28 protein-coding genes are annotated in these 24,364 nt (G+C 58.8%); 14 read left to right on the forward strand and 14 right to left on the reverse strand.

The features are described from left to right. Entirely contained in the window at positions 1-393 is a 393-nt protein-coding gene (locus EV130_RS17790) for a 4a-hydroxytetrahydrobiopterin dehydratase (protein WP_074064260.1), read from the reverse strand. A 115-nt stretch (positions 394-508) separates the two neighbouring features. Between EV130_RS17790 and EV130_RS17795 the strand changes: the two genes are divergently transcribed. The 7 genes from EV130_RS17795 (at position 509) to fae (ending at position 6,916) form a co-directional block, all read left to right on the forward strand. Further along, the gene (locus EV130_RS17795; protein WP_132550930.1) at positions 509-1,492 is read left to right on the forward strand and encodes a beta-ribofuranosylaminobenzene 5'-phosphate synthase family protein; all 984 of its coding nucleotides are present in this window, start codon (positions 509-511) and stop codon (positions 1,490-1,492) included. Positions 1,493-1,506: 14 nt separating this feature from the next. Beyond that, positions 1,507-2,403 (forward strand): NAD(P)-dependent methylenetetrahydromethanopterin dehydrogenase, encoded by an 897-nt coding sequence (locus EV130_RS17800; RefSeq protein WP_132550932.1) that lies wholly within the window; start codon positions 1,507-1,509, stop codon positions 2,401-2,403. Beyond that, on the forward strand, positions 2,381-3,508 hold the full coding sequence (locus EV130_RS17805) for an ATP-grasp domain-containing protein (protein ID WP_245520070.1): 1,128 nt from the start codon (positions 2,381-2,383) through the stop codon (positions 3,506-3,508). The genes EV130_RS17800 and EV130_RS17805 overlap by 23 nt, the downstream gene beginning before the upstream one ends. Next, complete coding sequence (gene mch / locus EV130_RS17810) at positions 3,505-4,464, forward strand: methenyltetrahydromethanopterin cyclohydrolase (protein ID WP_074064256.1); 960 nt, start codon at positions 3,505-3,507, stop codon at positions 4,462-4,464. Before EV130_RS17805 ends, mch begins: the two co-directional genes overlap by 4 nt. Further along, positions 4,457-5,389, forward strand: coding sequence for an ATP-grasp domain-containing protein (locus EV130_RS17815; protein WP_237358650.1), 933 nt, complete (start codon positions 4,457-4,459; stop codon positions 5,387-5,389). The genes mch and EV130_RS17815 overlap by 8 nt, the downstream gene beginning before the upstream one ends. 20 nt (positions 5,390-5,409) lie before the next feature. Next, the gene (locus EV130_RS17820; protein ID WP_237358649.1) at positions 5,410-6,249 is read left to right on the forward strand and encodes a triphosphoribosyl-dephospho-CoA synthase; all 840 of its coding nucleotides are present in this window, start codon (positions 5,410-5,412) and stop codon (positions 6,247-6,249) included. Positions 6,250-6,409: 160 nt separating this feature from the next. Continuing rightward, positions 6,410-6,916 carry a formaldehyde-activating enzyme gene (fae, locus tag EV130_RS17825; protein WP_040116633.1) on the forward strand — a complete coding sequence of 169 codons (507 nt, stop codon included), beginning with the start codon at positions 6,410-6,412 and terminating at the stop codon, positions 6,914-6,916. A gap of 125 nt (positions 6,917-7,041) precedes the next feature. Here the strand turns inward: fae and EV130_RS17830 are convergent, their stop codons facing one another. Continuing rightward, positions 7,042-7,794, reverse strand: a complete 753-nt coding sequence (locus EV130_RS17830) for a HisA/HisF-related TIM barrel protein (RefSeq protein WP_132550934.1) — start codon at positions 7,792-7,794, stop codon at positions 7,042-7,044. 43 nt (positions 7,795-7,837) lie between these two features. Here EV130_RS17830 and EV130_RS17835 point away from each other — a divergent pair, with 43 nt between their 5' ends. Next, complete coding sequence (locus EV130_RS17835) at positions 7,838-8,884, forward strand: hydantoinase/oxoprolinase family protein (protein WP_074064253.1); 1,047 nt, start codon at positions 7,838-7,840, stop codon at positions 8,882-8,884. Between the two features lie 30 nt (positions 8,885-8,914). Here EV130_RS17835 and EV130_RS17840 read toward each other — a convergent pair whose 3' ends face one another. Genes EV130_RS17840 through EV130_RS17860 form a run of 5 tightly spaced genes read right to left on the reverse strand, consistent with a single transcriptional unit; the run spans position 8,915 to position 13,220 of the window. After that, positions 8,915-9,478 carry a DUF447 domain-containing protein gene (locus tag EV130_RS17840; protein ID WP_074064252.1) on the reverse strand — a complete coding sequence of 188 codons (564 nt, stop codon included), beginning with the start codon at positions 9,476-9,478 and terminating at the stop codon, positions 8,915-8,917. After that, positions 9,475-10,872, reverse strand: a complete 1,398-nt coding sequence (locus EV130_RS17845) for a DUF6513 domain-containing protein (protein WP_132550936.1) — start codon at positions 10,870-10,872, stop codon at positions 9,475-9,477. The genes EV130_RS17840 and EV130_RS17845 overlap by 4 nt, the downstream gene beginning before the upstream one ends. Then, positions 10,865-11,416: a flavoprotein gene (locus EV130_RS17850; RefSeq protein WP_074064250.1), complete on the reverse strand. Its 552-nt coding sequence runs from the start codon at positions 11,414-11,416 to the stop codon at positions 10,865-10,867. The genes EV130_RS17845 and EV130_RS17850 overlap by 8 nt, the downstream gene beginning before the upstream one ends. Further along, complete coding sequence (locus tag EV130_RS17855; RefSeq protein WP_074064249.1) at positions 11,413-12,051, reverse strand: amino acid kinase family protein; 639 nt, start codon at positions 12,049-12,051, stop codon at positions 11,413-11,415. The genes EV130_RS17850 and EV130_RS17855 overlap by 4 nt, the downstream gene beginning before the upstream one ends. A gap of 14 nt (positions 12,052-12,065) precedes the next feature. Then, positions 12,066-13,220 (reverse strand): (5-formylfuran-3-yl)methyl phosphate synthase, encoded by a 1,155-nt coding sequence (locus EV130_RS17860; RefSeq protein WP_132550938.1) that lies wholly within the window; start codon positions 13,218-13,220, stop codon positions 12,066-12,068. Positions 13,221-13,377: 157 nt separating this feature from the next. Here EV130_RS17860 and EV130_RS17865 point away from each other — a divergent pair, with 157 nt between their 5' ends. Genes EV130_RS17865 through EV130_RS17890 form a run of 6 tightly spaced genes read left to right on the forward strand, consistent with a single transcriptional unit; the run spans position 13,378 to position 18,436 of the window. After that, positions 13,378-14,601, forward strand: coding sequence for an ABC transporter substrate-binding protein (locus EV130_RS17865; protein ID WP_425375513.1), 1,224 nt, complete (start codon positions 13,378-13,380; stop codon positions 14,599-14,601). A 20-nt stretch (positions 14,602-14,621) separates the two neighbouring features. Further along, on the forward strand, positions 14,622-15,596 hold the full coding sequence (locus tag EV130_RS17870) for a YVTN family beta-propeller repeat protein (protein WP_132660934.1): 975 nt from the start codon (positions 14,622-14,624) through the stop codon (positions 15,594-15,596). Between the two features lie 31 nt (positions 15,597-15,627). Further along, on the forward strand, positions 15,628-16,089 hold the full coding sequence (locus EV130_RS17875; protein ID WP_074064245.1) for a cupredoxin domain-containing protein: 462 nt from the start codon (positions 15,628-15,630) through the stop codon (positions 16,087-16,089). Positions 16,090-16,143: 54 nt separating this feature from the next. After that, positions 16,144-16,950, forward strand: coding sequence for an ABC transporter ATP-binding protein (locus tag EV130_RS17880; protein ID WP_074064244.1), 807 nt, complete (start codon positions 16,144-16,146; stop codon positions 16,948-16,950). Next, positions 16,947-17,816 (forward strand): ABC transporter permease, encoded by an 870-nt coding sequence (locus EV130_RS17885; protein ID WP_081377226.1) that lies wholly within the window; start codon positions 16,947-16,949, stop codon positions 17,814-17,816. The genes EV130_RS17880 and EV130_RS17885 overlap by 4 nt, the downstream gene beginning before the upstream one ends. Then, on the forward strand, positions 17,813-18,436 hold the full coding sequence (locus tag EV130_RS17890; protein WP_074064243.1) for a hypothetical protein: 624 nt from the start codon (positions 17,813-17,815) through the stop codon (positions 18,434-18,436). Before EV130_RS17885 ends, EV130_RS17890 begins: the two co-directional genes overlap by 4 nt. Before the next feature lie 150 nt (positions 18,437-18,586). Here EV130_RS17890 and EV130_RS32595 read toward each other — a convergent pair whose 3' ends face one another. The 7 genes from EV130_RS32595 to EV130_RS17920 form a co-directional block, all read right to left on the reverse strand. Next, positions 18,587-18,736 (reverse strand): hypothetical protein, encoded by a 150-nt coding sequence (locus tag EV130_RS32595; protein WP_165918540.1) that lies wholly within the window; start codon positions 18,734-18,736, stop codon positions 18,587-18,589. A gap of 96 nt (positions 18,737-18,832) precedes the next feature. Beyond that, positions 18,833-19,252, reverse strand: a complete 420-nt coding sequence (locus EV130_RS17895; protein WP_132550942.1) for an organic hydroperoxide resistance protein — start codon at positions 19,250-19,252, stop codon at positions 18,833-18,835. Between the two features lie 290 nt (positions 19,253-19,542). After that, complete coding sequence (locus tag EV130_RS17900) at positions 19,543-20,280, reverse strand: HAD family hydrolase (protein WP_132550945.1); 738 nt, start codon at positions 20,278-20,280, stop codon at positions 19,543-19,545. A gap of 3 nt (positions 20,281-20,283) precedes the next feature. Continuing rightward, positions 20,284-21,015 (reverse strand): glycerophosphodiester phosphodiesterase family protein, encoded by a 732-nt coding sequence (locus EV130_RS17905; protein WP_132550947.1) that lies wholly within the window; start codon positions 21,013-21,015, stop codon positions 20,284-20,286. A gap of 32 nt (positions 21,016-21,047) precedes the next feature. Next, complete coding sequence (locus EV130_RS17910) at positions 21,048-21,968, reverse strand: ABC transporter permease subunit (protein ID WP_074064239.1); 921 nt, start codon at positions 21,966-21,968, stop codon at positions 21,048-21,050. Positions 21,969-21,970: 2 nt separating this feature from the next. Further along, on the reverse strand, positions 21,971-22,963 hold the full coding sequence (locus tag EV130_RS17915; RefSeq protein ID WP_074064238.1) for an ABC transporter permease: 993 nt from the start codon (positions 22,961-22,963) through the stop codon (positions 21,971-21,973). After that, a complete protein-coding gene (locus tag EV130_RS17920; protein ID WP_132550949.1) occupies positions 22,950-24,308 on the reverse strand; it encodes an extracellular solute-binding protein in 1,359 nt (452 codons plus the stop codon). Before EV130_RS17920 ends, EV130_RS17915 begins: the two co-directional genes overlap by 14 nt. Between the last annotated feature and the right edge of the window lie 56 nt (positions 24,309-24,364).

A 24,364-nucleotide genomic window follows, 5' to 3' on the forward strand; every position in this document is an offset into this window, starting at 1 on the left:
TCAGCTATCATATTTCAGGTAAGCAAATCGCTGATCGGCATTGGGCGTGCCTTCAAGAGCGCCCTGCGCCTTGCTTGGCTGCCATTGGACGACGTCCTCGATCTTTTTGGCGAGTTCGAAATCCTTGTCGGTCACGCCTTTAGCGGCATGGTTCATCAACAACACCTCCACCCACGCATAGGATGCCTTGAGATCGGGATGGTGCCAGGCTGCCTCTGCCAGATGTCCAACTGTGTTGATGACCATAAGGGTGGATTTCCAGCCATGCGTCTTGTATCTGCGGCGAATCCAGCCGTTTTCGTAGCGCCAATGCGGAAGCTCCGCCTGCAGCTTCGAAACGATTTCGTCCTCGGAATATACGCGCTCCCGTTTCCGTTCCGTCTCCTCGCTCATCGCAGCTGCTCCTTCGGTTCTTTCTCCCGGCTCGTCACCCAGACTTGCGCTGGTAGCAAAATACGATAACATAACTCCCAGGGCCCGATTATCAAAAAGTTCAGAAATAGAACCGATGTCGGACTCCGTCTCCATTCAAGTTCCTGGACGCTTGCACCTCGGATTCCTGGACATCCCTGGCAAGGACAGCTCGCGTTTCGGCAGTATCGGTTTGCCGCTGGACGGCATATCGACGCGGCTGGATATTTCGCGGGCAGCCGAAACCAGCGTCCATGGACCCGAAAGCGTTAGGCTTTTTGCGCACCTGACGGCCCTGCGGTCTCACCTCAAGCTTCCAGGCCACCACCGCGTGATGGTTCGAGAGACAATCCCGGCACATGCCGGGTTGGGATCTGGAACCCAGCTGGCGCTCGCCGTTTCCGCAGCGCTTCGAAGATTGCATGATTTGCCGTTTCACATCCGCGAAGATGCGGCCTTCCTGGGGCGCGGCGCACGATCGGGAATCGGCATTGCGGCCTTCGAAGAAGGCGGTCTGATCTTCGATGCGGGCAAGGCAAGGGACGATCTGACCCCGACCGTCATTTGCCGCATTCCGTTCCCGAGCGAATGGCGCATCATTCTCGTTCTGGACAGTTTTGCCCAGGGCATTCACGGAGACGCCGAAATCAAGGCTTTCCGCGCTCTGGCGCCGTTTCCAGCAGCCGGCTCGGCTTCGATCTGTCGCCATGCGCTGATGGAGATCATGCCTGCCGCGATCGAAAAGGACATTGCGACCTTCGGCAATGCGGTGACGGCAATCCAGCAGACGCTCGGCGATTATTTTGCTCCGGCCCAAGGCGGCCGTTTTACCAGTCCTGCCGTCGAACGGACGGTTGCAAGGCTTGCCGAATGCGGAGCCGTCGGCATCGGGCAAAGTTCCTGGGGACCGACCGGCTTTGCCTTTGCCGCATCTCAGGCAGCTGCCGAGAGGATTGTCGCTTCAGCTGCGCTAAAGGACACACAAACCACAATCCGCATCGTCGCCGGCAGAAATGCGGGGGCGCAGATCGCGCGAACGAGGGCACTGCAGCAATTCGAACTGGGTCGGGAAACATACTAGAGAAGGCGAGCCAAATGAGCCGGAAAACCATTCTCCATATGCTTACACCATTGAGGCAGATGAGCCCGTTCGACGTCAATATGGCCCTTGACGCGGGCTATGATCATGTCGTTCCTTACACGGACGTAGAGCTTGCAGACATATCAGGCCTTATCCAAGATGCGGTCTTCTCGCGTCCGCCGGATGCAGGCGTTGCCACCGGCATTTTTATTGCCGGGCGAGATACGATCCTGGCACTCGACATGATCGATGCCGCAAAGCAGGCAATGGTGCCTCCTTTCGAGGTTTCTGTCTTCGCCGATCCTGCCGGCTCGTTTACCACCGCCGCAGCGATGGTCGCCAGAGTCGAGAAAACGCTTGGAAAACTGCACAATAGAGAGCTGGCGGGAACGGAAGTGACCATTTTCGGCGCGACCGGTGTCGTCGGCTACTGCACCGCCGTGATCTCTGCCAAGCAGGGCGCAAACGTTACGCTGGTCGGTCACGATGGAATTGCGCGTGTCCAAGCCATCGCCGGTGCCATCAAGGCCCGCTTCGGCGTCACTGTCACGGCGGCGGACGGTTCCACGGAAGAAAAGAAGACAAAATTGCTGCGCCAGGCCGAAGTGGTGCTGGCCGCGGCCAAGGCCGGCGTCAAGGTGATCTCCGCCGAACAACTGCGCCAGGCGACAAATCTGCTTGTTGCGGCAGATGTCAACGCCGTGCCGCCGGCAGGCATCGAAGGCCTGGCGGTGCATGCAAAAGCCGACAAGCTCGGGGAAACTGCCGCGGTCGGCATCGGTCCGCTTTCGATCGGCAATGTCAAGTACAAGACACAGTCGGGGCTGTTCAAACAGATGATCGGCGCTGAAAAACCGGTAGTTTATGATTTTCAGGATGCTTTCACCCTTGCCCGCAGCATCGAAAAATAGCCCTGCGATTTTGATCGCGGCCATTTCCGGCCGGTCACTTGCCGCAGCAGCGCGCCGTGCCGGGTATCGGCCTCTGGTGGCCGATCTGTTCTGCGATTGCGACACGATTGCCCTTTCCGAAAGGACGGCGCGCCTGTCAGGCAGTATAAGCGAGGGAATAGACCGCGAAAAAATCATCGGCATATTGTCTCGCCTTACGGGCGATGACGAACCGGCCGCGTTGGTGTACGGCTCCGGCTTTGAAGGTCGGCCCGATGTCATCGACGCACTTGATCGAGTGTTTCCGCTTGCCGGCAACTGCGCCGACACCGTGCGGGCGGTCAAGGATCCCGCCAACCTTTCCCAACTTTGCCGAAGCCTGGACATCCCGCATCCGGCGATCCAGTTCTCGTCACCAGACAAACCAGAGGGCTGGCTTACGAAGCTTGGCGGCGGTGCGGGCGGCTCGCATGTCAGACCGGTGGCAACGATGCCTGCCGAACCAGGCTATTATTATCAGCAGCGTATTGCCGGCCGCAGCATCTCGGCCCTTTTCCTGGCCCGAAATGGTGCCGCCCGCATCATCGGCATCAGCCGGCAATGGTCGTCGCCTTCGCCGACGTCACCATTTCGTTATGGCGGCGCCGTCCGTTTCATGCGATTTGACCGGCAAAAGAAAATGCAAATCGCCTGCTGGCTCGACAAGCTGACACGCCACTGCGGCCTTTTGGGTCTCTGCAGCGCCGATTTCATAGATGGGCCGGAGGGGCTTCATCTCATCGAAATCAACCCACGGCCTGGCGCAACGCTGGATATCTTCGACACCGACAGCGCACCCCTCCTCATTGAGCATTTGCGGGCCGTGCGCGGGGAAAGCATCGACGTGCCGGTCTATCGCGGAGCTGCGGCTGCGGCGATTGCCTACACCTCTCGTTCCATCACCTGCTTCCCCGATGTGAAGTGGCCCAACCTGACGGCCGACCATCAAAGGCCGGGTTCGGCCCTCAGCCCCGGCGATCCGGTTTGCACTGTCCTGGCGCATGCCCGATCCGCCTGCGCTGCAGAGCGCGCTGTCAAACGTCGTGTCATCGAAGTCGCGCAGCATTGGAAGGAAGAATTCCTATGAAGAACGGAATGGCCCATCTCAACAGGAATGCGCAACGGATCGTCGATCAAATTATTGCCGACGACGAAAGATTTGGCGTCGCATGTGGCCGCGGCTCGCTTGGAGAGCATCTCATCGACGCCGGCGCGGCAAGCCCCGGAGGTCTCGAAGTGGGTCTGCGGATGGCGGAAATCTGCATGGGCGGCCTGGGAACCGTCTCGATGGCGCTCGATCGTCATAACGAAAACTGGCCGTTGAGCGTTACCGTCCATTCCTCGCAACCGGTCCTTGCCTGCCTCGCCAGCCAGTATGCGGGTTGGCGGCTTTCGCATGAGAAATATTTCGCCATGGGCTCGGGCCCGGCGCGTCTGCTGGCGCGCGTGGAGCCGATTTTCGAGGAAATTGCCTACAGCGAAACAGATGCTTCGACATCAGTTCTTCTTCTTGAAACGGACAGACCTCCGCCGCCAGCCGTTGTTGAGAAGGTATCGAGCGCGACAGGACTGGAACCTGACGCTTTGACTTTCATCTACGCCCCGACCCAAAGTCTCGCCGGCTCCATCCAGATTATCGGGCGCTCCCTGGAGGTCGCTCTTCACAAGGCTCACAGCCTCAATTTTCCGCTGAACGCCATTGTCGACGGAACCGGATGCGCGCCCGTTCCAGCGCCTCATCCCGACTTCCTGAAGGCCATGGGGCGGACGAACGATGCCATCATCTATGGCGGATTGGTGCAGCTATTCGTTCTAGGCAGCGCCGACGACGCGCGCGCGCTCGCCGAAGAGCTGCCGAGTTGCAGGTCGCGCGACTATGGGCAACCTTTTGCGGAAATCTTCAAGAAGTTCAACGGCGACTTCTACGCGATTGATCCGCATCTCTTCAGCCCGGCCGAAGTGATCGTTACGGCCATCGAGACAGGCGACACCTTCCGCGCCGGTGAATGGAACAAAGAGATGCTGGAGCATTCCCTTGGTTGAACAGACGGTGATTTCAGACAAGATTCTCATCCTTTCCGACAAACCAGACCGCCAAGTGAGACAGTTACGCCGCGCCTTCGCAAAACTCGGCACGGAGACGATCTTCTGCCCGCTTGCCGATATCGCGTTCGATACCCGATATCCCTCAGGCATCGCCATCCCGACGCTTGATGGAAAACTTCCGGCCGGTGTGATCGTCCGCTCCATCTCCGGCGGCAGCTTTGAAGCGATCACACGCCGTCTCGGCATTTTGCACGCGCTGACGCAGCTTGGCGTGCCGGTCTGGAACTCCGCCAAAGCAATCGAGCGTTGCGTCGACAAATCGACGACGACGTTTCTGCTTGCGGCCGCCGGAGTGCCGACGCCGGAAACCTTCGCAGTGGAAGGTCACGCCAATGCCAGGGCCGTCGTTAAACGCGAGGTGCCGCACGGCCTGCTGGTGCTGAAACCACTGTTTGGATCGCAGGGGCGCGGAATAAGGCTCATTCGTTCGATCGACGATCTGCCTGACCCGGACGAGGTCGACAATGTCTATTACCTGCAGCGCCTTGTCCTGCGCTCCGGACCGCCCTATCGGGATTACCGGATATTTGTCAGCAACGGTGAAATTCTCGGCATGATGGGCCGTTGCGCGGACGGCTGGATCACCAATATCGCCCGCGGCGCGAAAGCCGAGTTGGTGGTCGGGCCGCTGCGCTCGAAACTTGCCGAACTTGCACTTGCCGCAGCGGCCGCCGTCGCAACCGACTTTGCGGGCATCGATATCGTACAGGGATGCGAAGGCAATCTTCTCGTGCTGGAAGTCAACAGCATGCCGGCCTGGACCGGCTTGCAATCCGTTGTCCCCGTCCGCGTCGCCGATTGCATCGCTCAGGCAATGGTCGCGCTTGTCAGTCCGCAGGCAACCGAAAGGCCCGCAGCATGACGCTGGCGCGGCAAGACATTATGGCAGCTTACCTCGACGCCTGCCGCGCCGAGATCGACGCGTTAAAGCCGGGCAACGTGCACCGCTTCGCAGACGGCCACCGGATGACGGCGGATCAATTCATCCAAAGTGCTGCCGTCAGCTCGCTATCGGTGACCGAACCGCTTGCATCGGTCGGTCAGCGCGTTCTTCGTGCGGTAACCGCCACTCGCAACAGCGTGGGAACGAACACCAATCTCGGCATCCTCCTGCTTTGCGCGCCGCTTGCCAAGGCGGCCGAGAGCACGTCTTCGGATTTGCGCAAGGGCCTCACGCAGACATTGGATGAAATGGATGCGGACGATGCCCGCGACGTGTTCGCCGCAATCCGGCTCACCGGCCCGGGAGGGCTCGGCAGCGCCGAAAAACATGACGTCAAAGACGAGCCGACGGTGTCTCTCGTCACCGCCATGGCGATGGCGGCCGACCGCGACGCGATCGCCAGACAATATACGAACGGCTTTGAAGATATCTTCACCGGCGGTCTGTCGGAGTGGAGAGAAGTGGCCGCCCGCGGCGAACAGGACATGTGGCCGACAATCTTTGTCTATCTTTACTTCCTGTCCTCGTTTCCCGACAGTCATATCGGGCGCAAATACGGGACCGATCTCGCTGCCGAAATCGCGAAAGAGGCAGTCACAATTCGCCGTCAGGTGATGGATGAAACGCGCTTGCCGGTCCGGGAGGAAATACTGCTGGACTTCGACAGACGGCTGAAGCACCGGAATATCAACCCCGGAACCTCCGCCGATCTCACGGTTGCGACGCTTTTTGTCTGCAACATGAAGTTCGGCTTGCATAATCGCAGCTTAGATGTTTGAATTTGGCCGGCGAATAAATCTTACTCGCTGCTATCTGGCCAACCGACCCAGTCAAGGGTGCTGCGAACAAGGATAGCTGTCCATCGAGCGTCGTGTCTCGTGTGGTACGGCTTCTTTGGACGAAACTTTTTGACCATACGGTACAAGGGAGGAATTGGCCGTGGCAAAGATTAGCAAGGTAATGGTTGGTGAGTCGCTCGTTGGCGAGGGAAATGAAGTTGCGCATATCGATCTGCTGATCGGACCGCGTGGAAGCGCCGTGGAAACGGCATTTTGCAATGCGCTTACGAACAACAAGGACGGGTTTACGTCACTTCTGGCGGTCATCGCCCCGAACCTGGCCTGCAAGCCGAATACGATATTGTTCAACAAGGTGACGATCAAGGGTGCCAAGCAAGCCGTGCAGATGTTCGGCCCGGCACAACATGCGGTGGCAAAGGCAGTCCAAGACAGCGTAGCCGAAGGCATCATTCCCGCAGACGAAGCCGATGATATCTTCATCTGCGTCGGCGTCTTCATCCACTGGGAAGCGGAAGACGACGCCAAGATCCAAGATTATAACTACAGGGCAACGAAGGAAGCGATTGAGCGCGCAGTCACCGGCAAGCCGACCGCGGCCGAGGCAACAGCTCAGCGCGACACCGTCAAGCATCCTTTCAGCGCCTAGACACGAAGCAACCCCGCACAGGGCGAGTCCGCCGAAAGAACAGGCGGCCTGTTGCGCCGGTTGGCGAAGCTTTTAGGCTTCAGCGGCACGCCATCTTCAAGCGCCAACGGTTGAGATGGCAGTGCTTAGGCTTCAGGATAGAGAGAAGAGGCAGGGCGCCTCTTCTCTTGAATTCCCGCTGCTCCCATAACGGCCGAGACATCAGTTGCGGTAAGTTCGCCGCTATGCAGCGATGTTGCAACCAGTGCACCAGCAATGCCCATGTCGCTCAGCCGTTCCAGGTCATTGACGTTGCGGATCCCGCCTGCGGCGATGATGTCGCGGTTTCCGGCGATGGCCTTGATCGATCGCAGGCGATCGAAGTCGGGCCCGCAGCGCGCGCCAACCTTGTCCAGTGTCATCACGATCACCCGTCTCGGCCACAGGTCAGGCGTTGACATGATGGCCGGCGGCCCGAGGAAGGCATCACCGCGAAAGTCAAGGGAAAGGATCAGTCTCTGATGCGTAGCGAACGCGCTGAGAACGTCGGTATCGGCCTGGCTTTCGGAGCCCAGGACCGCAAAGATCTGCGCGTTGGAAAGCACCTGCCTGACGTCGGTTTTTCTTCGAAATCCTGCATCGAGCCAGACGTCCGGCCTCGGCTTCAAAAGAGATAGAGGCGCGGCGGCAGAAAAATGGCTCGAACCGCTCTCGATGGCATCGAGGTCGGCCACGTAAAAGATCGAAAACGGGTGGATTTGGCGCAGGCCTTCGGCGACACTGCTGATCGCCGATATCGCGCTGAGCGGCGTCTCTAAGGGTCTATAGGTATCGCGCATGCCCATCTGCGCGCGCACCACATGGCCGTCTTTGACGTCGAGAACGGGAATGATAAGCAATGGTCAAACCTCGGCAGAAACGATCACCCACATGAAAGCCGGAATGGCAGCAGAAGAAAAGCAAACAATTATCGGCTGGGACATCGGTGGCGCACATTTGAAAATGGCGCGGTCCGAAAATGGCCAAGTTACCCATGCCAGGACCGTCAAGGCGCCGATGTGGCTCGGGCTCGATCAGGTGCGCGATGCCCTGGACCAGTTCCGCCCGCTTTTTCAAGGCAGTCCCATCCATGTCTTCACGATGACGGGAGAGCTTTCGGATGGCTTCCCATCACGAGACGCCGGGGTTCGCCATATCCTGGATTTCATCAAAGCGGAATTCGGCGGCGCCCATCTCAAGGTTTATGCCGGCCGTGCCGGCTTCGTCGATGTTTCAGACGCCTACGGGCTCGGCCCCGATATCGCCTCGGCCAATTGGCATGCCACGGCTGCGTTGAGCGCCAGGATCAAAGGAGAAGGTCTCTTCGTCGACATGGGTTCGACAACCACCGACATCCTCGCGTTTCAGAACAAACGGCTCTGCAACAATGGCTACTCCGATGCGGAGCGCCTGTTGACTGGCGAACTCGTCTACACGGGTTTTACGCGCTCGGCGCTGATCGGAATTGCCGATAGAGTTCCGGTGCGCGGCACGATGACGCCGCTGATGAATGAGTATTTTGCCAATACCGCCGATCTCGGTCGCATTCTAGGAACATTGGATGAGGCCGACGACCACTACCCCGCCGCCGACCGCAGAGCCAAGTCGCGCGCTGGATCGATTGGCCGCATCGCTCGCATGGTCGGACGTGACGGCACCGATCTTAGCGAAGGCGAATGGATCGATGTCGCCCGCTGGTTCGGCGAGCATCAATTGCGCATGATCCACGACGCTGCGTTCAGGGTGTGCGGCAATGCCGGGCTCGACCCAGTCGCACCGGTGGTGGGCGCGGGGATCGGTCGCCCGCAGATCATGCAGCTCGCCAAACGCCTGGAGCGGCCCTACGTCGACTTCGGCATGCTCATTCCAGCAGCAGCAAACGAGATCCGCGACCAGGCAAGCAAGGCAGCGCCGGCCGCTGCCGTTGCGCTACTGTGGTCGAAACCGTAAAACGCTGTGGGCCGAACTGCCGGGAATTCGTCAGTCTCCGGTCGAATGGGCGTTCACGCGCTCCATCAGCCAGTCCCAGGCCTGCCGCTCGTCAGCACCAGCCGTTTTCTCGATGGCAATCGACAGATATGCAATCTCGGAATCGACTTTTTGCTTGGGCAGCATATGCAGCCTGCTCACCAGGATCGCGAGCTCGAGAACGGCCGCCTTGGCCCGGTTCATGCCTGTGAACGGCGCATGCGTGGCCTCAGAAACAATCCGGCAGAAATAGCGGGGGCGGGTCTCGTCCTGCGTGACGGAAACGACCTGCAAGACGGAATGACTGAGTGCTGCCTGAAGACGCGGGACAGGGCAATCTTGCACCGCAACCAGCGGCCATTTCCGCCGCCCGGTGAGACAGCCCGCGAAGATCCGCATGTCGTCGGTATAATTGGCAATGGCAAACGGCACGGCGGTGAGATTATCGAGGGTTGCGGAGGGGCGGAACGGCGCAATGACCCAGCCGTCATCCTGCGCGATGATACCGAGTGGCGCGATATGCACCCGGCCCTCGGCATTCACCGTCGTTACGATTGTTTCGCGGATGAAGCTCATGGACCGTCCTTCTTTGCGCGCAGCGTATGGCCTGCCCCTGCAAGCCGTGTGCGGTCCTCGTCCGCTCCCGGGCTCGCCACGCCCCAGCTAAGGGGCTCGTCCTGCGAATAGCGTTTGCCGAGCTTCCAGGCAATTTCCGCCTTCATCAATTCCGCTCCCAGATAAAAAGCATGCGGGCCATCCTGTTCGACATTGAGCACAGGAAAGAGGTCGAAGGCGTTGTCGCTCTTCCAGTGGCCGGCTTTGCTGAAGACATGGATGCCGTCAGAAGCAGTCATGATGCGAAAATTGGCGTCGCGCACGTCCTGCGCAAGCGCCTCGATATCGGCAATGGAGCTCGCAAAGGGCGCGCGCTCGTGTACTTGCAGGAGGGCTGCGTCATAGCCGCGAGGCAACGCATGATCTCGCTTGGCGGCATACATGATGCGCCGCGCCCGGTCATGTTCTTCCACCGTGCGCACGGTATGCGGGCTGACGTTGACGACCAGCACGTTACCGATGGAAAGCTCCGAGCAAAGGCCCGCGAGGATGGCCGTTATTCCCGACGTGTCGGCGTCGGTCAGTTCGGTCAGGTTGCCGGTGCCCATCATCATCTCGATATCCGGCCAGCGTCGGCGGGCCTCGATGAAGCGTCCAAGCGAGGCGGCGAAGCCGAAATGAATTGGGTCGAGAACTGGATCAGCGATAAAGGATATACCGGCGCTTTGCGCCGCTTCGATGGCACGGCCGAGAGACAGGAGGTCGCCGGGCACGGCTGGAACGAGAACCGGTTTGGCCTTGTGACGCGTGGCAATTGCGATGGTTCTTTCGTTGAGGCTCAGAAGATAATCGGCGCCGGAGCGGGCGGCGAGTTCCAGTTCATCGGCATTTGCTGAGTCGACGCTGACGCAAAGCCCCTCGGCCTTGATCCGCCCGATGGCTTCTTCCAGATGGGCAAAGGGCGTATCTGGAAGGCAGCCCAGGTCGATCACATCGGCGCCGCCGTTTGCAAGCGCTCGAGCTCTTGTTAGCAGCGCCTCAAGCGACAGGGTCGATGCGTCGACGATTTCAGCGAAGATGCGCATCTCGTGGCGCGACAGATCCGGTGGCTTTCCTGCCCGGCCAAGGTAAACGGGCAGATCCGCCACCTCGTCAGGTCCGCGCACGAAAGGGATGCCGAATTCGTCGCCCAACAGTTCCAGCCGACCTCTGAACCGACCCGGCAAGACCACTCGGTCCGCCTTCAACGGCCGAGGCAAGCGACGGCTGACGATTTCTTCCGTCATCAGGGCGGCAACCTTCACGCCGATGTCGATGATCTCGTAGGTGAAGGGGGTTTTTCCCAATCCGGCGAGAATGTTTTCAAGCCTGGCCTTTGCCAGGTGCCCGGTCAGGAAGACGAGATGCTCAGCCACGACCGTCGATCTCTCCTTTCCGCCGCGCCACCGCCAGCTCCAGATCCACAAAGGATTCTACGACCTGTGTGCGCTCGAAGGTCCTAAGACGGGCCGTGTTCTCAAGATCGATCGGCCGCGGATAGACCTTCACCATTCCATGCGGGGCCATTGTCTCCAGCTCGGGGGCGGTGTCGCAGGCAAAGACGATTGATGGAAGGCGGCATTTGCCGGCCTGTGCGTAGACATTTGTAGCGATCGTGTCGGAGATTCCCGCCACGCATTTGGCAACGGTATTGGACGTGGCAGGCGCGATCACGACGCTATGATAGACGCCGTGATAGAATTCGCCGACAGGGACTGCGCTTGCCGTCTTGTCGTGAAGCACGCGTGTCGTGTCTGAAAAATCGAGCTTCAGCCCATACATCCTGAGAACCTCGTCTGCGGCCTTGGTCACGAACACGTCGCAATCATCGAGCGAGCGGATCAACTCGAAGCATTCGACGAAGAAATGACCTGACCCGGTCAGCACCCAGGCCCATCGCGGCGTTCGAAGCCGCGTCATCGGCACGTCTCTGTGCGAGCTTCATCGGCCAACCCGACGCGGCGCCCGGGTATGCGGGTCATGGGTAGCGCTAGCAGTTGCAAACGTAGCGACGAAGGCCCCGCAATGTACAAGACAGTCTCCTTCCCTAGCAAGTGCGGCAGCATGGCATCGACGACGCCATTGTCAACGAGCGCTTCCAGGTGGTTTGGAACCATTTCCGGATCGACCTGCTTGCACAATAGCAATTTTCGACTTCCGATCTGCCTGCACAGCCAGGCCGCAAGGGAATCCGACGTCACATCCCAAGACTGTGCGATATCGGCGTTGCGGGTCATCTGGGATGGCAGCCATACCGGTATCGCGCCTTGCGCAAGAATGGCCTCGAGGTCGCGCAGCGACCGGGCCGGTTGAAAGCGCGGATGCCGCTCGGCGATCACGATGCCGAACTGATCCATCGCGAGAATGGCCATCGCATGTGCCGCAGCATTTGAGAAATGCATGGTATTTTGCGAAACGCGCACCTGGTCGGCAAACGGTCCGCCGCCGGGAACGATCACCAATGGCAAGCGCGCCGATGCCAGCACTGAAATCCATTGTTCCATCTCGATGCGGCCGGCCGTGCTTCCTCCAAGCTTGACGACCAGCGGCTTCATATCACTTTCCTTGCTCAATCGGCCCTTGCCGCTACGACGCGAAGCGGCTTCGACAATCGGGCGCTTTCCCTCTTGCGCTCGATCTGCACGCCAACGCCGCCCGGTCCGAGTTCCAGCTTTTCTACTCGCACGACGACACGAGCCACACGGGGGTTCTCAAGGATGAACGCTGCAGCCTGCTCGGCAAGCGTTTCAACCAGTTCGACATGACCACGGCTGACGATCGCCCTTATGCCGTCCATGATGAGGTCGTAAGAAACGATATGATGCATGTCCTTCGGATCGCGGGTGAGGCGAAGGACATCCGCCGTCACATCGAAGCGGACCTTCTGCTTTTTGCCATGTTCAAAGCTGTAAGCGCCGATGTCGACCGGCAGGACGAAATCGCGTACGAAGATCTGGTCGGTGCCGAGATTGTCCCCAGCCGGATCGGGAAAATATCCTCGTGCCGCCAGGAGTTCGAGATCGACGTTCGGCGTTTTTTCAAGTGGCCGCTCCCCAGGAATGAGAGTACGGATCCTCGCCGTGGCTTCAGCGTCCAGATCGGCGTTCCTGGACAGGCCCTCGCACAGCGCTCCGCGAAAGCCTAAGAAATCCGGCTTGCCCGGCAGCAGGCGTGGGATGTCGGGTGCTTCCAGCGAGCCGGCAAGGCCTGTCATCAATCCGTTCCGTTGCCCCTGCGCCACAAAATCCGAAATGCGATCTGGAGGAATGTGATCCAGCAACCGTCCCTTCGATTTGTCATCCGTATCCAGCATGACGCCGTAAAAGCCCGCTTTTGCAAACGATGTCATGGCGTTCTCCTCGTATCGATGGTCGGCAAATACAACGGCGATCAACCTCTTACGGCCAGCAACATCCGCCAGGGCCTGCGCATCCGCGCCGATGCGAGACGATGGAAGAAACCCGATCTTGATGAAGTCAACGCCTGTGGCGGCCACCTCCTCGACCCTTGCCCTGAGTGCCTGCAGATCGCCGCCAAGTTCGCCGCAGGCGGCGCTCACCGGCCGTCTGCCGGACACGAAATCGACGACGTCGATGATTTGCGCGATGTCTGCCGTCCCGAGCGCGCCGCGTAACGGATCCTTCAGATCGATAATGTCCGCACCTGCCTGCAGAACGATCTCCGCCTCCTTGCGATTTTGAACGCTGGCCAACATCAATGTCATGGCATGTCTCCGCAGCCGCCGCATTTTTCCCAACCGTGGCGGGAAAAGGTGAGTGCAAGTATTGAGTTTATGGGGGATTGGACTACAAACATAGTGGGCACCTTATCGAGACAACGCGTCCGCCTTCGTTGAAGCCGGCGCGAAGCGTGGTATGACCATGAAGAGTATGGTGCCGAATACTCTTATCTTTTTATTCGCTTGTTTTTCGCTGCTCGTCAATGCGCCGCAGCCGATGGCACAGCAAAATCCCGCCAGCGAACCTGCGACGGAAATCCGCATAGGATATCTGCGCGCCTATGAACCACAACTTGCGCTGTCGGTCCTGGATGTTCCCCCGCGCGATGAAGGCGTTGCCGGAGCCAACATTGCCATCAACGACAACAACACGACCGGCAGATTTCTGGGCCAGTCGTACAGCCTGGATGTGGTAGAGGCGAAACGGGAGGAGGATGTCGTCCCGGTTTTTAAGCAGATGCTGGCGCGCGGCGAGAAATATGTGCTGACCGACATATCGGCCAAACAGTTGCTCTCCATTGCCGATCTCGCCAAGCAGAACGGCGTGCTTCTCTTCAATGTCGGCTCGACGGATGACATCCTGCGCGAGCAGGAATGCCGCTCCAACGTCTTCCACACCGCTCCGACGCGCACCATGCTTGCCGATGGCCTGGCGCAGTATCTGATCTGGAAGCAGTGGCGCAATTGGGTGCTGCTTTACGGTTCCCACGAACCGGACCAGCTTTTTGCCGATGCCATCCGGCGCTCTGCCAAGCGTTTCGGCGCGACGATCGTCGAGGAGCGGCTCTACAAGGATACCGGCACGGCCCGCAGGACCGACAGCGGCGTGGTTCAGGTACAGCGACAGATGCCGGTCTTCACCCAGGGACTGCCCGACCATGATGTCGTCATTGTTGCGGACGAAAGCGAGGTCTTTGGTAGCTATGTTCCTTTCCGGACGTGGGACCCGCGGCCCGTCGCCGGCACGGCGGGCCTCATTGCCTCGTCCTGGCATCCGGCCAGCGAACAATGGGGCGGCTCTCAGATCCAGAACCGCTTCGTGAAGGCGACCGGACGACGCATGCTTGGCAAGGACATGCAGGCATGGACGGCAGCCCGCATACTCGGTGAGGCCGCGACGCGAACCAACGGCAACGATCCTGCTCAGATCGAAGCCTTCATCAAAGAGGAGAATTTCTCACTGGCCGCCTTCAAGGGACAGAAGGTGAGCTTCCGTCGCTGGAACTGGCAGCTCCGGCAGCCCATTCTGCTCGGTGATGGGCGCGGTGTGATCTCCACCTCGCCGCAGGAGGGTTTTCTTCACCAGTTTTCCGAACTCGACACATTGGGGATCGACCAACCGGAGACAGCCTGCAAATTGAACTGAATACGTAATGGGAGGAGAGAATGCGCAGACATGTTTACCTGCTTGCGGGAATGATCGCCGCCGCCTTGTATGCGGGACCGTCTCTGGCCAACACCGTTTATGTTTCGAACGAAAAGGACAACACCGTCACTGTCGTCGACTCCAAGACGATGGAAGTCACCCAGACAATCAATGTTGGTCAAAGGCCGCGCGGCATTACGATCTCGCATGACGGAAAGCACCTTTATGTCTGCGCGAGCGACGACGACACCGTCGAGATCATCGATACTGCAACGCTTCAGATCACCGGGACACTGCCTTCCGGTCCGGATCCGGAGCTCTTCGTGCTCTCGCCTGACGGCAAGACGCTCTATGTCGCAAATGAGGACGACAATCTAGTCACCGTCATCGACGTCGACAAGAAATCCGTGATCACCGAGATACCGGTCGGCGTGGAGCCAGAAGGCATGGGCTTCAGCCCCGACGGAAAGACGATGGTGAACACATCCGAAACGACGAACATGGCGCATTTTATCGATACCTCGACCCATGAGATCGTCGCCAACGTGCTCGTCGATTCGCGCCCGCGCTTTGCCGAATTCAAGCCGGACGGTTCACAGGTCTGGGTCTCTTCGGAGATCGGCGGAACCGTCTCCGTCATAGACAATGCCTCCAGGCAAATTGTCAAAAAGATCACGTTTGAGATCCAGGGCTTGCGCTCGGAGGCGATTCAGCCCGTTGGCGTGCGGATATCGGCGGACGGCAAGAAAGCCTATGTCGCCCTCGGCCCGGCCAATCGCGTGGCGGTCATAGACACGCAAACCTATGAGGTCGAGAAATATATCCTTGTCGGTCAGCGAGTCTGGCAGTTGGCCTTCACGCCCGACGGCCAGCACCTGATCAGCACGAACGGTCTTTCCAACGATATCACCTTCATCGATACGGCGAGCGACGAGCCGGTCAAATCCGTCACCGTCGGCGCCATGCCGTGGGGAGTGACCGTAGCCCCCGACTGATAGCCGTTCTGATTTCCAAGAGGAGGACAACATGAAACTCGCAGTCACTGCTTTTGCAATTCTTATTGGCGCTCTTTCTACGCAACAACCGGCCCTTGCCCAGTCCGGTGATGACGACGACGGCGATCCCGCGCCCAAGGTTACGCGCGCAAGCCAAAACGTGCCGGAATTGGTCCTCGGATCGAAGGACAACAGCTACGCAGTGAACCGGAAGGACTTCGAACTCGTTTCAGGACAGGGCTACCGATGGAAGATTACGTCGGCAGCCGGCCTTGAATACAAGTTCGTGACCGATCTGTTTCGCAATGTGTGGATGAACCAGATCGTCATCAACGATCTAGAGGTTCATATGAATGGGGCCCCGGCATGGCTTGAATTCGATTCAGAAGGAACGATCAACGTGCAGTTTTCGACAGTGCGGCCGGGAGAGTACACATGGTCGGTTCCCGACCTGGCCGACAAGGGCATGACAGGCAAGATCATCATCAAGTAGGACCCCGGGCGTCTTGCTCGCCTGCGGCAAAGCCGCTTGTGAAAGGCATATCCAATGAAGCTTGAATCCCGTTTGGGCGAGACATACGACAGGCAAGAAAGTGTGGCGGTCGCCGCACTCGAACTTGCCTCCGTCAGCTATAGCTATGGGCAGCGAAAAGCGCTCGACAACGTGTCATTTTCCATAGAACCTTCGCGCTTCACCGTTCTCCTGGGGCTTAACGGTGCCGGCAAGACGACGCTTTTTTCACTCGTTAGCCATCTTTTTTCGCCGCCGGCGGGCCGCATCCGTGTTTTCGGCCAGGACATAGATCGCAATCCCGGCCCCGCACTCAGACATCTCGGCATCGTGTTCCAGGCTCGCACACTCGATCTCGATTTGAGCGTCCGACAAAATCTTCTCTATCACGCCTCCCTGCATGGCATCGGTTCGCGCGTGGCGCGACAACGCATCGACGAGCTTCTTCACTCCATCGACATGAGCGACCGCATCGAAGAAAAGGTCCGTGGTCTGTCCGGCGGCCAGATCAGGCGTGTCGAGATTGTCCGGGCCCTGCTGCACCGGCCTTCCCTGCTGCTCCTCGACGAGGCGACGGTCGGGCTCGATATCAAATCGCGTGCGACCATATTGAAGGATATTCGAGCACTCGTGGAACGAGCCGGTATCAGCGTACTGTGGGCAACCCACCTGATCGACGAAGTTGGTCAAGCGGATCAGATCCTGGTTCTGGATCAGGGAAGGCTTATCGCCGATGGTCAGGTTCCGGCCATTCTTGCCCACACCGGCACGGAGACCATCAATCAGGCATTCTCGAAGCTTACCGGCATCACAGACATGAATATCCGCGGAGGAAGGCCATGAGCGACGCGACCGGAATGTTGGGCGGTGCGACCGTCGAGAAATGGAATGGCTTTACGGCGATCCAGTACCTCGTCTGCCTGAGGGGCATTCTGTTGCGCGAATGGCTGCGCTACCTCTCACAGAAGGAGCGTTTCATCTCCTCGCTGGTGCGGCCCCTGCTCTGGCTCTTCATATTTGCAGCCGGCTTCCGGCAGGTGCTTGGCGTTTCGATCATCCCACCATATGAGACCTACGTTCTCTACGAGGTCTATATCACCCCTGGATTGTGCGGAATGATCCTCCTCTTCAGCGGCATGCAGTCCTCCCTGTCGATGGTCTATGACCGGGAGATGGGCAATATGCGTATCCTGCTCGTCAGCCCATTTCCGCGCTGGTACCTTCTCGTGTCAAAGCTTTTGGCCGGCGTTGCCGTTTCGCTTCTCCAGGTCTATGCATTCCTTGCGATTGCCTGGTTTTGGGATGTCAAGGCGCCGATCGCCGGCTATTTCATGATCCTGCCTGCGCTGTTTTTGTCAGGGCTGATGCTCGGGGCGCTGGGGATGCTCTTATCATCGCTTGTCAAGCAACTGGAGAATTTTGCAGGGATCATGAATTTCGTGATCTTTCCCATGTATTTCGCCTCCTCGGCACTTTACCCGCTCTGGCGGGTTCAAGAAGCAAGCCCCCTGCTCTACAAGATATGCCTGTTCAACCCGTTCACCTATGCGGTCGAACTCATCCGCTTCGCCTTTTACGCGCGCATCGAATGGACATCGCTTGCCGTCGTTCTGGCCGTCACGCTTGCCCTGTTGGGGGGAGCCATCCTGGCCTATAATCCCGCGCGTGGCCTGACAGTCCGCAAGCAGGAGATGGGAGCAAGCCAGTGAGCCGACGCTTTTTCGTGATCGCAACGCTCGCTGCGCTGTCTGCGGCATCGGCGGCACATCCCGGGCCAAACAACGATCCCGACTGGCCTTGCGTTCAACGCAAGGTGCCTGAACTTTCAATCGGGCAGGTGTGGAACGCCGGCGAGCTTCCCGAAACGGCCAAGCAGTGGGACAAGGACCCCCGTTTGTCCGAGCTCGCCGCCGAACTCGTCAAGCGCAGCAATCCGATCGATGATGCCCGCAAGCAAATTTCCGATTACATCGCATCGCTGCCCAAGGATCAGGCACAAGAAAAGCTGGAGCAGCTTTTCATGGGCGTATTCGATAAGATCAACATAGAACGCGGCCTGATCATCTCCGGCATTTCCCGCTATGCCGAAAGTCAAAGGCAGCTTGCCGCCGATCTCAGAAAAAAGGCAGCAGAGGTCGACAAGATGCGCACGGCATCTGATGCCGATCAGACCGAGCTTGCCAGGCAGACGGCGCAACTGACATGGGAAACGCGCATCTTCGAAGAGCGTGTCCAGTCACTTTCTTATGTCTGCGAGGTTCCGACAATGATCGAGCAGCGCCTTTACAGCCTCTCGAATATCATCAGCGAGATGATGCAAAGGAACTGATCTTGCCGCCAACAGCACCATCTTCACAAAAGCGCTGATTGGCTGCGAATGGCCGAGCTCTCTCGTGTCGCGATCAAGCCGCCGGCGCGACCGCGACGCGTCGAGGTTCGTTGGCGTATAAGATGCTCAACGCTGACGGGCAAGCGGTTTCTAGCGCGACTGCCGGGGCACTTCAGCGGCGAGCGCAGATGCTGCCGTGCGCAAGCCATCCAGCGGCGAGGGTTCCTGCGAGGCGAAATCGTAGAGACAGGACGTCGAAAAGATTGCCCCGCTTAAGATAGATATGATCAGCAGTCTCATTTGTCCTCCGCAAACCTGGGGGAGCCATGGCTTCATCCGTTGGCGTTGCGCCTTTTCCGGCCGCCGCAGACCTCTGCGCTGCGGCGGCCGCTTGCATTACTCGACGATCTTCAGTTCCACATGGATGTTGTCGCGCGTCGCCTTGGAATATGGGCATGTCTGATGCGCTTCCTCGACGAGGGCCGTTGCCAATGCCGGCTCGATACCCGGCAGGCGAACGTTAAGGCGGGCCTGCAGAAAATAGGCGCCGTCACTGGTTCCGAGATCGACCTCGGCATCAACGGAAAGATCCTGAGGCAGCTTTACCTTTTGCTTGCCAGCAGCAATTCCGATTGCGCCGATGAAACAGGCCGACCATCCGGCGGCAAAGAGCTGCTCGGGATTGGTACCATCCCGATTGCTGCCGGGAGGCGAGAGCCTTATGTCCAACTGACCATCGTCACTGCGAGACGCCCCCTCGCGGCCGCCGGTGGTCAGGGTCTTGCCGGTATAAAGAACCTTATCGATCTTCGTCATTTCCAAACACTCCTTTGCTGCGTCGCTGGCGACGTCGTTTTGGGAAGTGTGATTTGCCCGATCGACGTATCGGTCATGTTTTCAAAACGACCCGAAGTGTAACGAAACGTAGCGATCCCCTGGTCAGACACCTTGCTGTACAGTTAAGGGTCGTCACAGAAATGGCGTTATAAGGGTTGCTTTCTATTGCACGAACTGGTGCGAGCCGGGCCCAATGAGGCCGCCGTCACAGGGATCGCAAAGTTTCCAAAGAGACAAATCGTGTCGCGCATCTTAGCAGTGATTGAAACCTAGAGCTTGATTGACTGGCCCGCTGCCAACAGCATTGAGGTCAATTCCACGGCGCCGGTTGCCACGCCAAAGGCCCCCGAAGAGGCAAGCAATGCCTTCCTTGCCGGCCTCGGGTCGGCAGGATCAACGAAGCCTATGGCGATCATGCCGGCGGAGACGGCTGCCGCAACGCCGTGCGGGCTGTCGTCGACCATGACGCAGTGTGCCGGTCTTGCCGCGAATTTCTCGGCGCAATGCAATAAAAGGTCCGGGGCAGGCTTTGGCAGCGCCACGGCCTCGGCACTGAAGACCCCCGGGTGAAAGCATTGCCAGAGATCGAGCCTGCCGAGGCTCGCGCGAAGCCGGTGCATCGTACTGTTCGAGGCGACACATTTCGGCCGCGTCAGGCTGGCGACGATGTCGCCGATGCCAGCCATTGGCGTCAAGGACCGTGCGAATTCGGCGTATAGCAGCCGATGCCAGGCTTGGAAGACGTTTGCAACATCACCCAAGCCGTAGTCGCGGACGCACATGTCGCGGATCACCGTTTCTGAATTGCCCGTGAATTTTTCATGGGCTTCGGAAGGGGTGATTGCAACGCCCGCCTCCTGCAGGGCTTCGGCAAGTGTGCGGCTTGCGATCGGCTCGCTGTCGATGAGCACGCCGTCGCAGTCGAAAATGACCAGGTCAATGTTCTGAAGGGGATCGGAGTTGGATTGATTGGTGGCGCGCGTTTTGTCTGTCGCAGATAAGGACACTGTTCACGAACCCCGTATGCCAAGGGCAAGATCCGGCCTGTCGGTTGTGATCTGCCGGACGGGTTTGGCCAACCAATAGGCAATGTCGGCACTGTGATTTGGCACCCATGCGCCGAGCCGGTCAAAAGGAATGAGGGACGTTATTTCGTCCCAATGCGTGGCAAGAAGAGACTTTTCGACGGCAATGATGTCGGCGAGCTCTTCCATTTTCTTAAGGCCGGATCTGAGCCCAACTCGCTCGGCGGCTGCGTGGTCGAATGACGACAGCGTCCGGATATGAGGCGCAACCTCACGGACAGTTTGAAGAACGCCGGCGTGAAAGCTTGTCAGGAACGAACGGCCGGCAAGCTGGAGGCCATCGACGAGATTTGCCACCCTGCGCTCAAGGCCCGGATAAGCATCCCCCCTAGCATCCGACTTCAGCTCGATATGCAGCTCAAGGGCGCTGCCCTTGAATATCTCGAGAACCTCTTCAAGCGTCGGTATCGCCTGCCCATCGCTGTCTTTCAGCGTGACGCTTCGGTGCTCGCCCGGAGCAAGGTCGAAGACCGGTCCGGAGTGATCGGTCGTGCGATCAAGCGTTGCGTCGTGGATGACGAGAAGTTCGCCCGAACGGGTCAGATGTACGTCGAATTCGACGCCTTCGACTGGCATTTCAGCCAGTTTGCGGAAGCCAGAAAGGCTATTTTCGGGCCAGAGATTGCGGCCGCCGCGATGGCCGATGATGAAAACCATATCGAACTTGTCCTTGTTGTCTGGGCAATGGCTTACTTGCCGGAATCCACCAGCCCCTTGGTGAACCAGCGCTGCATGAGGAGAATGATGAGTGCCGGAGGCAACATGACGAAGAGAGCGGCACTCATGGCGATGTTCCATGCAGGCACCGAATCCGACACCGGAACAAGTTCCTTAAGACCCAGAATTGCGGTGGCCATCGTCTTGTCGGTGGTAAAGAGCAGCGGCCAGAGATACTGGTTCCAGCCAAACAGAAAAAGGATGATTGCAAGCGCCGCGATGTTGGCGGTTGAAAGCGGCAGCAGTACATCCTTGAAGAATTTGAAGGGGCCGGCGCCATCGAGTTTCGCCGCCTCGCACAGCTCTTCAGGCACTGTCAGGAAGAACTGGCGGAAGAGAAATGTCGCCGAGGCGGAGGCAATCAGCGGCAGGATCAGACCTCCATAAGTGTTCACCATGTTCCACTTCAGGGATGTTTCTATGCTGTAGCCGGTCAGATTTTCCAAAAGGCCTGCAAATCCGGTGATGCCGGAGAGCCAGCGGATCGGGCCTGCAGCGTCGGCGACGGCCTCGTAAGTCGGAATAATGCGGACTTCCACCGGCAGCATCAAGGAAACGAAAATCAGCCAGAATGCGGTCATGCGGAACGGGAAGCGGAAATAGGTCACGGCAAAAGCCGCAATGAGCGAAATGGCGAGTTTGCCGATGACGATCCCGCCCGTCACGATGATCGAGTTGAGGAAAAGCTGGGCGAAATCGCCCTGCCTCCATGCGATTGCAACATTGTGGATAAAATGCGAGCCCGGCACGAGCGGGAAAGGAGCCCGCTGCACCTCTTCCAGTGTGAGCGAACCTGCCACGAAGGCAAAGTAAAGCGGCAAGCATACGAAAGCTGCGCCAACCAGCAGAACGGCGTGACAGAAGATCGAAAGCCCGAGATTGCGTTCACCCATGGCTACACCTGATAATTGACCTTGCGCTCAAGCGCACGGAACTGGAGGACGGTGAAAAGGACCGCGACGATCATCAAGATCACCGACTGGGCAGCTGACGAGCCCAGATCGAGCTGCACGAAGCCGTCCTGATAGACCTTGTAGACGAGGCTGTTTGTGGCGCCTGCAGGCCCGCCACGTGTGACGGCATCGATGATGCCGAACGTTTCGAAGAGGCCGTAGACGAAGTTCATGACGACGAGGAAGAACACCGTCGGTGAGACGAGCGGCAGGGAAATCGTGAAGAACCGCCGAACGGGACCTGCCCCATCTAGCTTGGCAGCTTCCAGCAGCGAGACCGGAACTGCAAGCAATGCCGCAACCAGGAAGATGTAGTCATAGCAGACGTTCTTCCAGATGGACGCAATCGTTACCAGCAGCTGTGCATCGAATGGCCGTCTGTTCGGATCCCAGGCAATGCCCAGCGAATGCAGGAACTGTGCGATCGGACCGACAGCCGGATTGAACAGAAAGGCCCAAAGCACGCCGGATATGACCGGCGCAATCGCATAAGGCATCAGGATGATACTCTTGTAGATGCCGCGGCCGCGGATGATGAAATCCGTGGCGAATGCAAAGAGCCCCGCAAGGCCAAGCGTTGCAATGTTCTGAAGCAGCGTGAACCAGAGCGTAAAGAGGGCGCTGCTTCTATATTCAGGGCTTGCCAGCAGCGTCTGAAAATTCTTCAGGCCGACGAAGATCTGCAGGCCACCGAATGGGTCGACCTGTACGAAGGCGAGCGACAGTGCCTTGTAGGAGGGGATGAAGAAAAAAAACAGCAGGATCAGCAACTGAGGCGCAACGAGCAGGGCAGCGAGCCACGGCTTGTTGAAATGCGCAGCCTTGAGACCCGCCTCGGGAAAGCGCGCTGTTGCCAGGCCGGACAATGGCCTTCCCAGGATGCGGAGGCGCCCTGGAGCGCCTCCGATGACCTCCACTGAGCTATTTCCCCGCATGGAGCTGCTCATATTGGCGAAGAATCTGGTTTCCGCGGGCAGCCGCTGAATCAAGCGCCTGTTGGGGGGTTTTCTGCCCGGTCCAGACCCCTTGGATCTCTTCGACAAGAAGCGCCATCGACTGATTGTGGTTGCCAAAACGGAAGCCGCGGGAATTATCGTCCGGCCTACCGCGGGACAGCTGCAAAATGGCGATCTCACGCGTCGGATGCTCCTTGTAGTAGCCCTCCGCCTTGGCCTGCTCGTAGGCTGCGTTGGTGACCGGCACATATCCCGTCTGCTTGCTCCACCAGACCTGTGTGTTCGGCGAAGCGACGAAATTCAAAAAGGCGGCCGCACCCTTGTATTCGTCCTCGGATTTCCCCTTGAGTACCCAGAGCGCACCGCCGCCGATCGTGCTGTTCTTCGGTTCGATGCCCTCCTCGTGCGGCAGGAAGGTCGCGCTCCATTTGAACTTTGCGCCCGCCTCCACAGCAGCATGGGCGGCCGTCGAAGCGACATAGGTCGAGCAGGTGCCCGAGATGAAGAGCTGATCGGGAGAAAGCCCCTGGCCGGCGATCTGCAAGACGCCGTCATCCATCCACTTTTTCAAGCGCTCCACCTGAGCGACGATCAGCGGGCTCTTGTTGAAGACGAACTCGGTATCGAGCCCGCCAAAACCATTGGCCTTGGTGCCATAGGGCTGGTCCTGTATGGCCGCATAATTCTCGATCAGGCTCCAGTAGAAGTCGTTGGCAAGCGCCATCTGGCACTTCGAGATGCCTTTTTTCTTGATCGCATAAAGCTGCTCTTCGACTTCCTGCCAGGTTTCACCCGGCTTTTCGAAGCCGGCCGCCTTGAACTGTTCGGCATTGTACCAGAAGATTGGGGTCGAGCTGTTGAACGGCATGGCGGCGGGCTTGCCGTCGATGAGATAAAAGCCGGCAACAGGTGCAACAAAATCGTTCCAGTTGATCTTGTAGCCCTCCCGCTCCATGAGTTCTGGAACCGGAATGATCGCACCGGACCGCTGCATGGTCAGGAAGCCGCGTTCAGCAGCCTGAACCAAAACAGGCTGTTGGCCAACGCGATAGGCCGCAACCATTGCAGCCATCGTTTCCTCATAGTTGCCCTTGCTGACACCGACGATCTCATATTTGTCCTGAGACGCGTTGAAATCGGAAATCAGCTGCTTGGTGATCTCGGCAAGCCGGCCGCTGGCGGCATTCCACCATTCGACTTTGACCCGGTCTGCGGCGAGCGCATTCCCTGCGATGTGTAAGCTTAAGACGAGGGCGGCGGCGCCAGCCGCAACGCTCTTGAAGATCCGCCCGAACTGGCGGTTTTCTGAAGCCTTGTCTGTCATCTCGTTTTCCTCTCCATCGCCTGCTGTTTGTGCGTCGGCTTTGCCGTGCGCGGCTG

Source organism: Rhizobium azibense, from assembly GCF_004342325.1.
In the GTDB taxonomy this organism is placed as follows: Bacteria; Pseudomonadota; Alphaproteobacteria; order Rhizobiales; family Rhizobiaceae; genus Rhizobium; species Rhizobium etli_B.

What these genes read in the sequence shown, in the direction of transcription:
- EV130_RS17920 (WP_132550949.1), bottom strand. Translation starts at nt 24,308, where the DNA reads ATGACAGACAAGGCTTCAGAAAACCGCCAGTTCGGGCGGATCTTCAAG.
- mch (WP_074064256.1), top strand. Translation starts at nt 3,505, where the DNA reads ATGAAGAACGGAATGGCCCATCTCAACAGGAATGCGCAACGGATCGTC.
- EV130_RS17795 (WP_132550930.1), top strand. Translation starts at nt 509, where the DNA reads ATGTCGGACTCCGTCTCCATTCAAGTTCCTGGACGCTTGCACCTCGGA.
- EV130_RS17870 (WP_132660934.1), top strand. Translation starts at nt 14,622, where the DNA reads ATGCGCAGACATGTTTACCTGCTTGCGGGAATGATCGCCGCCGCCTTG.
- EV130_RS17855 (WP_074064249.1), bottom strand. Translation starts at nt 12,051, where the DNA reads ATGAAGCCGCTGGTCGTCAAGCTTGGAGGAAGCACGGCCGGCCGCATC.
- EV130_RS32595 (WP_165918540.1), bottom strand. Translation starts at nt 18,736, where the DNA reads ATGAGACTGCTGATCATATCTATCTTAAGCGGGGCAATCTTTTCGACG.
- EV130_RS17910 (WP_074064239.1), bottom strand. Translation starts at nt 21,968, where the DNA reads ATGGGTGAACGCAATCTCGGGCTTTCGATCTTCTGTCACGCCGTTCTG.
- EV130_RS17885 (WP_081377226.1), top strand. Translation starts at nt 16,947, where the DNA reads ATGAGCGACGCGACCGGAATGTTGGGCGGTGCGACCGTCGAGAAATGG.
- EV130_RS17800 (WP_132550932.1), top strand. Translation starts at nt 1,507, where the DNA reads ATGAGCCGGAAAACCATTCTCCATATGCTTACACCATTGAGGCAGATG.
- EV130_RS17895 (WP_132550942.1), bottom strand. Translation starts at nt 19,252, where the DNA reads ATGACGAAGATCGATAAGGTTCTTTATACCGGCAAGACCCTGACCACC.
- EV130_RS17850 (WP_074064250.1), bottom strand. Translation starts at nt 11,416, where the DNA reads ATGACGCGGCTTCGAACGCCGCGATGGGCCTGGGTGCTGACCGGGTCA.
- EV130_RS17860 (WP_132550938.1), bottom strand. Translation starts at nt 13,220, where the DNA reads ATGACATTGATGTTGGCCAGCGTTCAAAATCGCAAGGAGGCGGAGATC.
- EV130_RS17875 (WP_074064245.1), top strand. Translation starts at nt 15,628, where the DNA reads ATGAAACTCGCAGTCACTGCTTTTGCAATTCTTATTGGCGCTCTTTCT.
- EV130_RS17835 (WP_074064253.1), top strand. Translation starts at nt 7,838, where the DNA reads ATGGCAGCAGAAGAAAAGCAAACAATTATCGGCTGGGACATCGGTGGC.
- EV130_RS17820 (WP_237358649.1), top strand. Translation starts at nt 5,410, where the DNA reads ATGGCAGCTTACCTCGACGCCTGCCGCGCCGAGATCGACGCGTTAAAG.
- EV130_RS17880 (WP_074064244.1), top strand. Translation starts at nt 16,144, where the DNA reads ATGAAGCTTGAATCCCGTTTGGGCGAGACATACGACAGGCAAGAAAGT.
- EV130_RS17840 (WP_074064252.1), bottom strand. Translation starts at nt 9,478, where the DNA reads ATGAGCTTCATCCGCGAAACAATCGTAACGACGGTGAATGCCGAGGGC.
- EV130_RS17915 (WP_074064238.1), bottom strand. Translation starts at nt 22,963, where the DNA reads ATGCGGGGAAATAGCTCAGTGGAGGTCATCGGAGGCGCTCCAGGGCGC.
- EV130_RS17865 (WP_425375513.1), top strand. Translation starts at nt 13,378, where the DNA reads ATGAAGAGTATGGTGCCGAATACTCTTATCTTTTTATTCGCTTGTTTT.
- EV130_RS17905 (WP_132550947.1), bottom strand. Translation starts at nt 21,015, where the DNA reads ATGGTTTTCATCATCGGCCATCGCGGCGGCCGCAATCTCTGGCCCGAA.
- EV130_RS17790 (WP_074064260.1), bottom strand. Translation starts at nt 393, where the DNA reads ATGAGCGAGGAGACGGAACGGAAACGGGAGCGCGTATATTCCGAGGAC.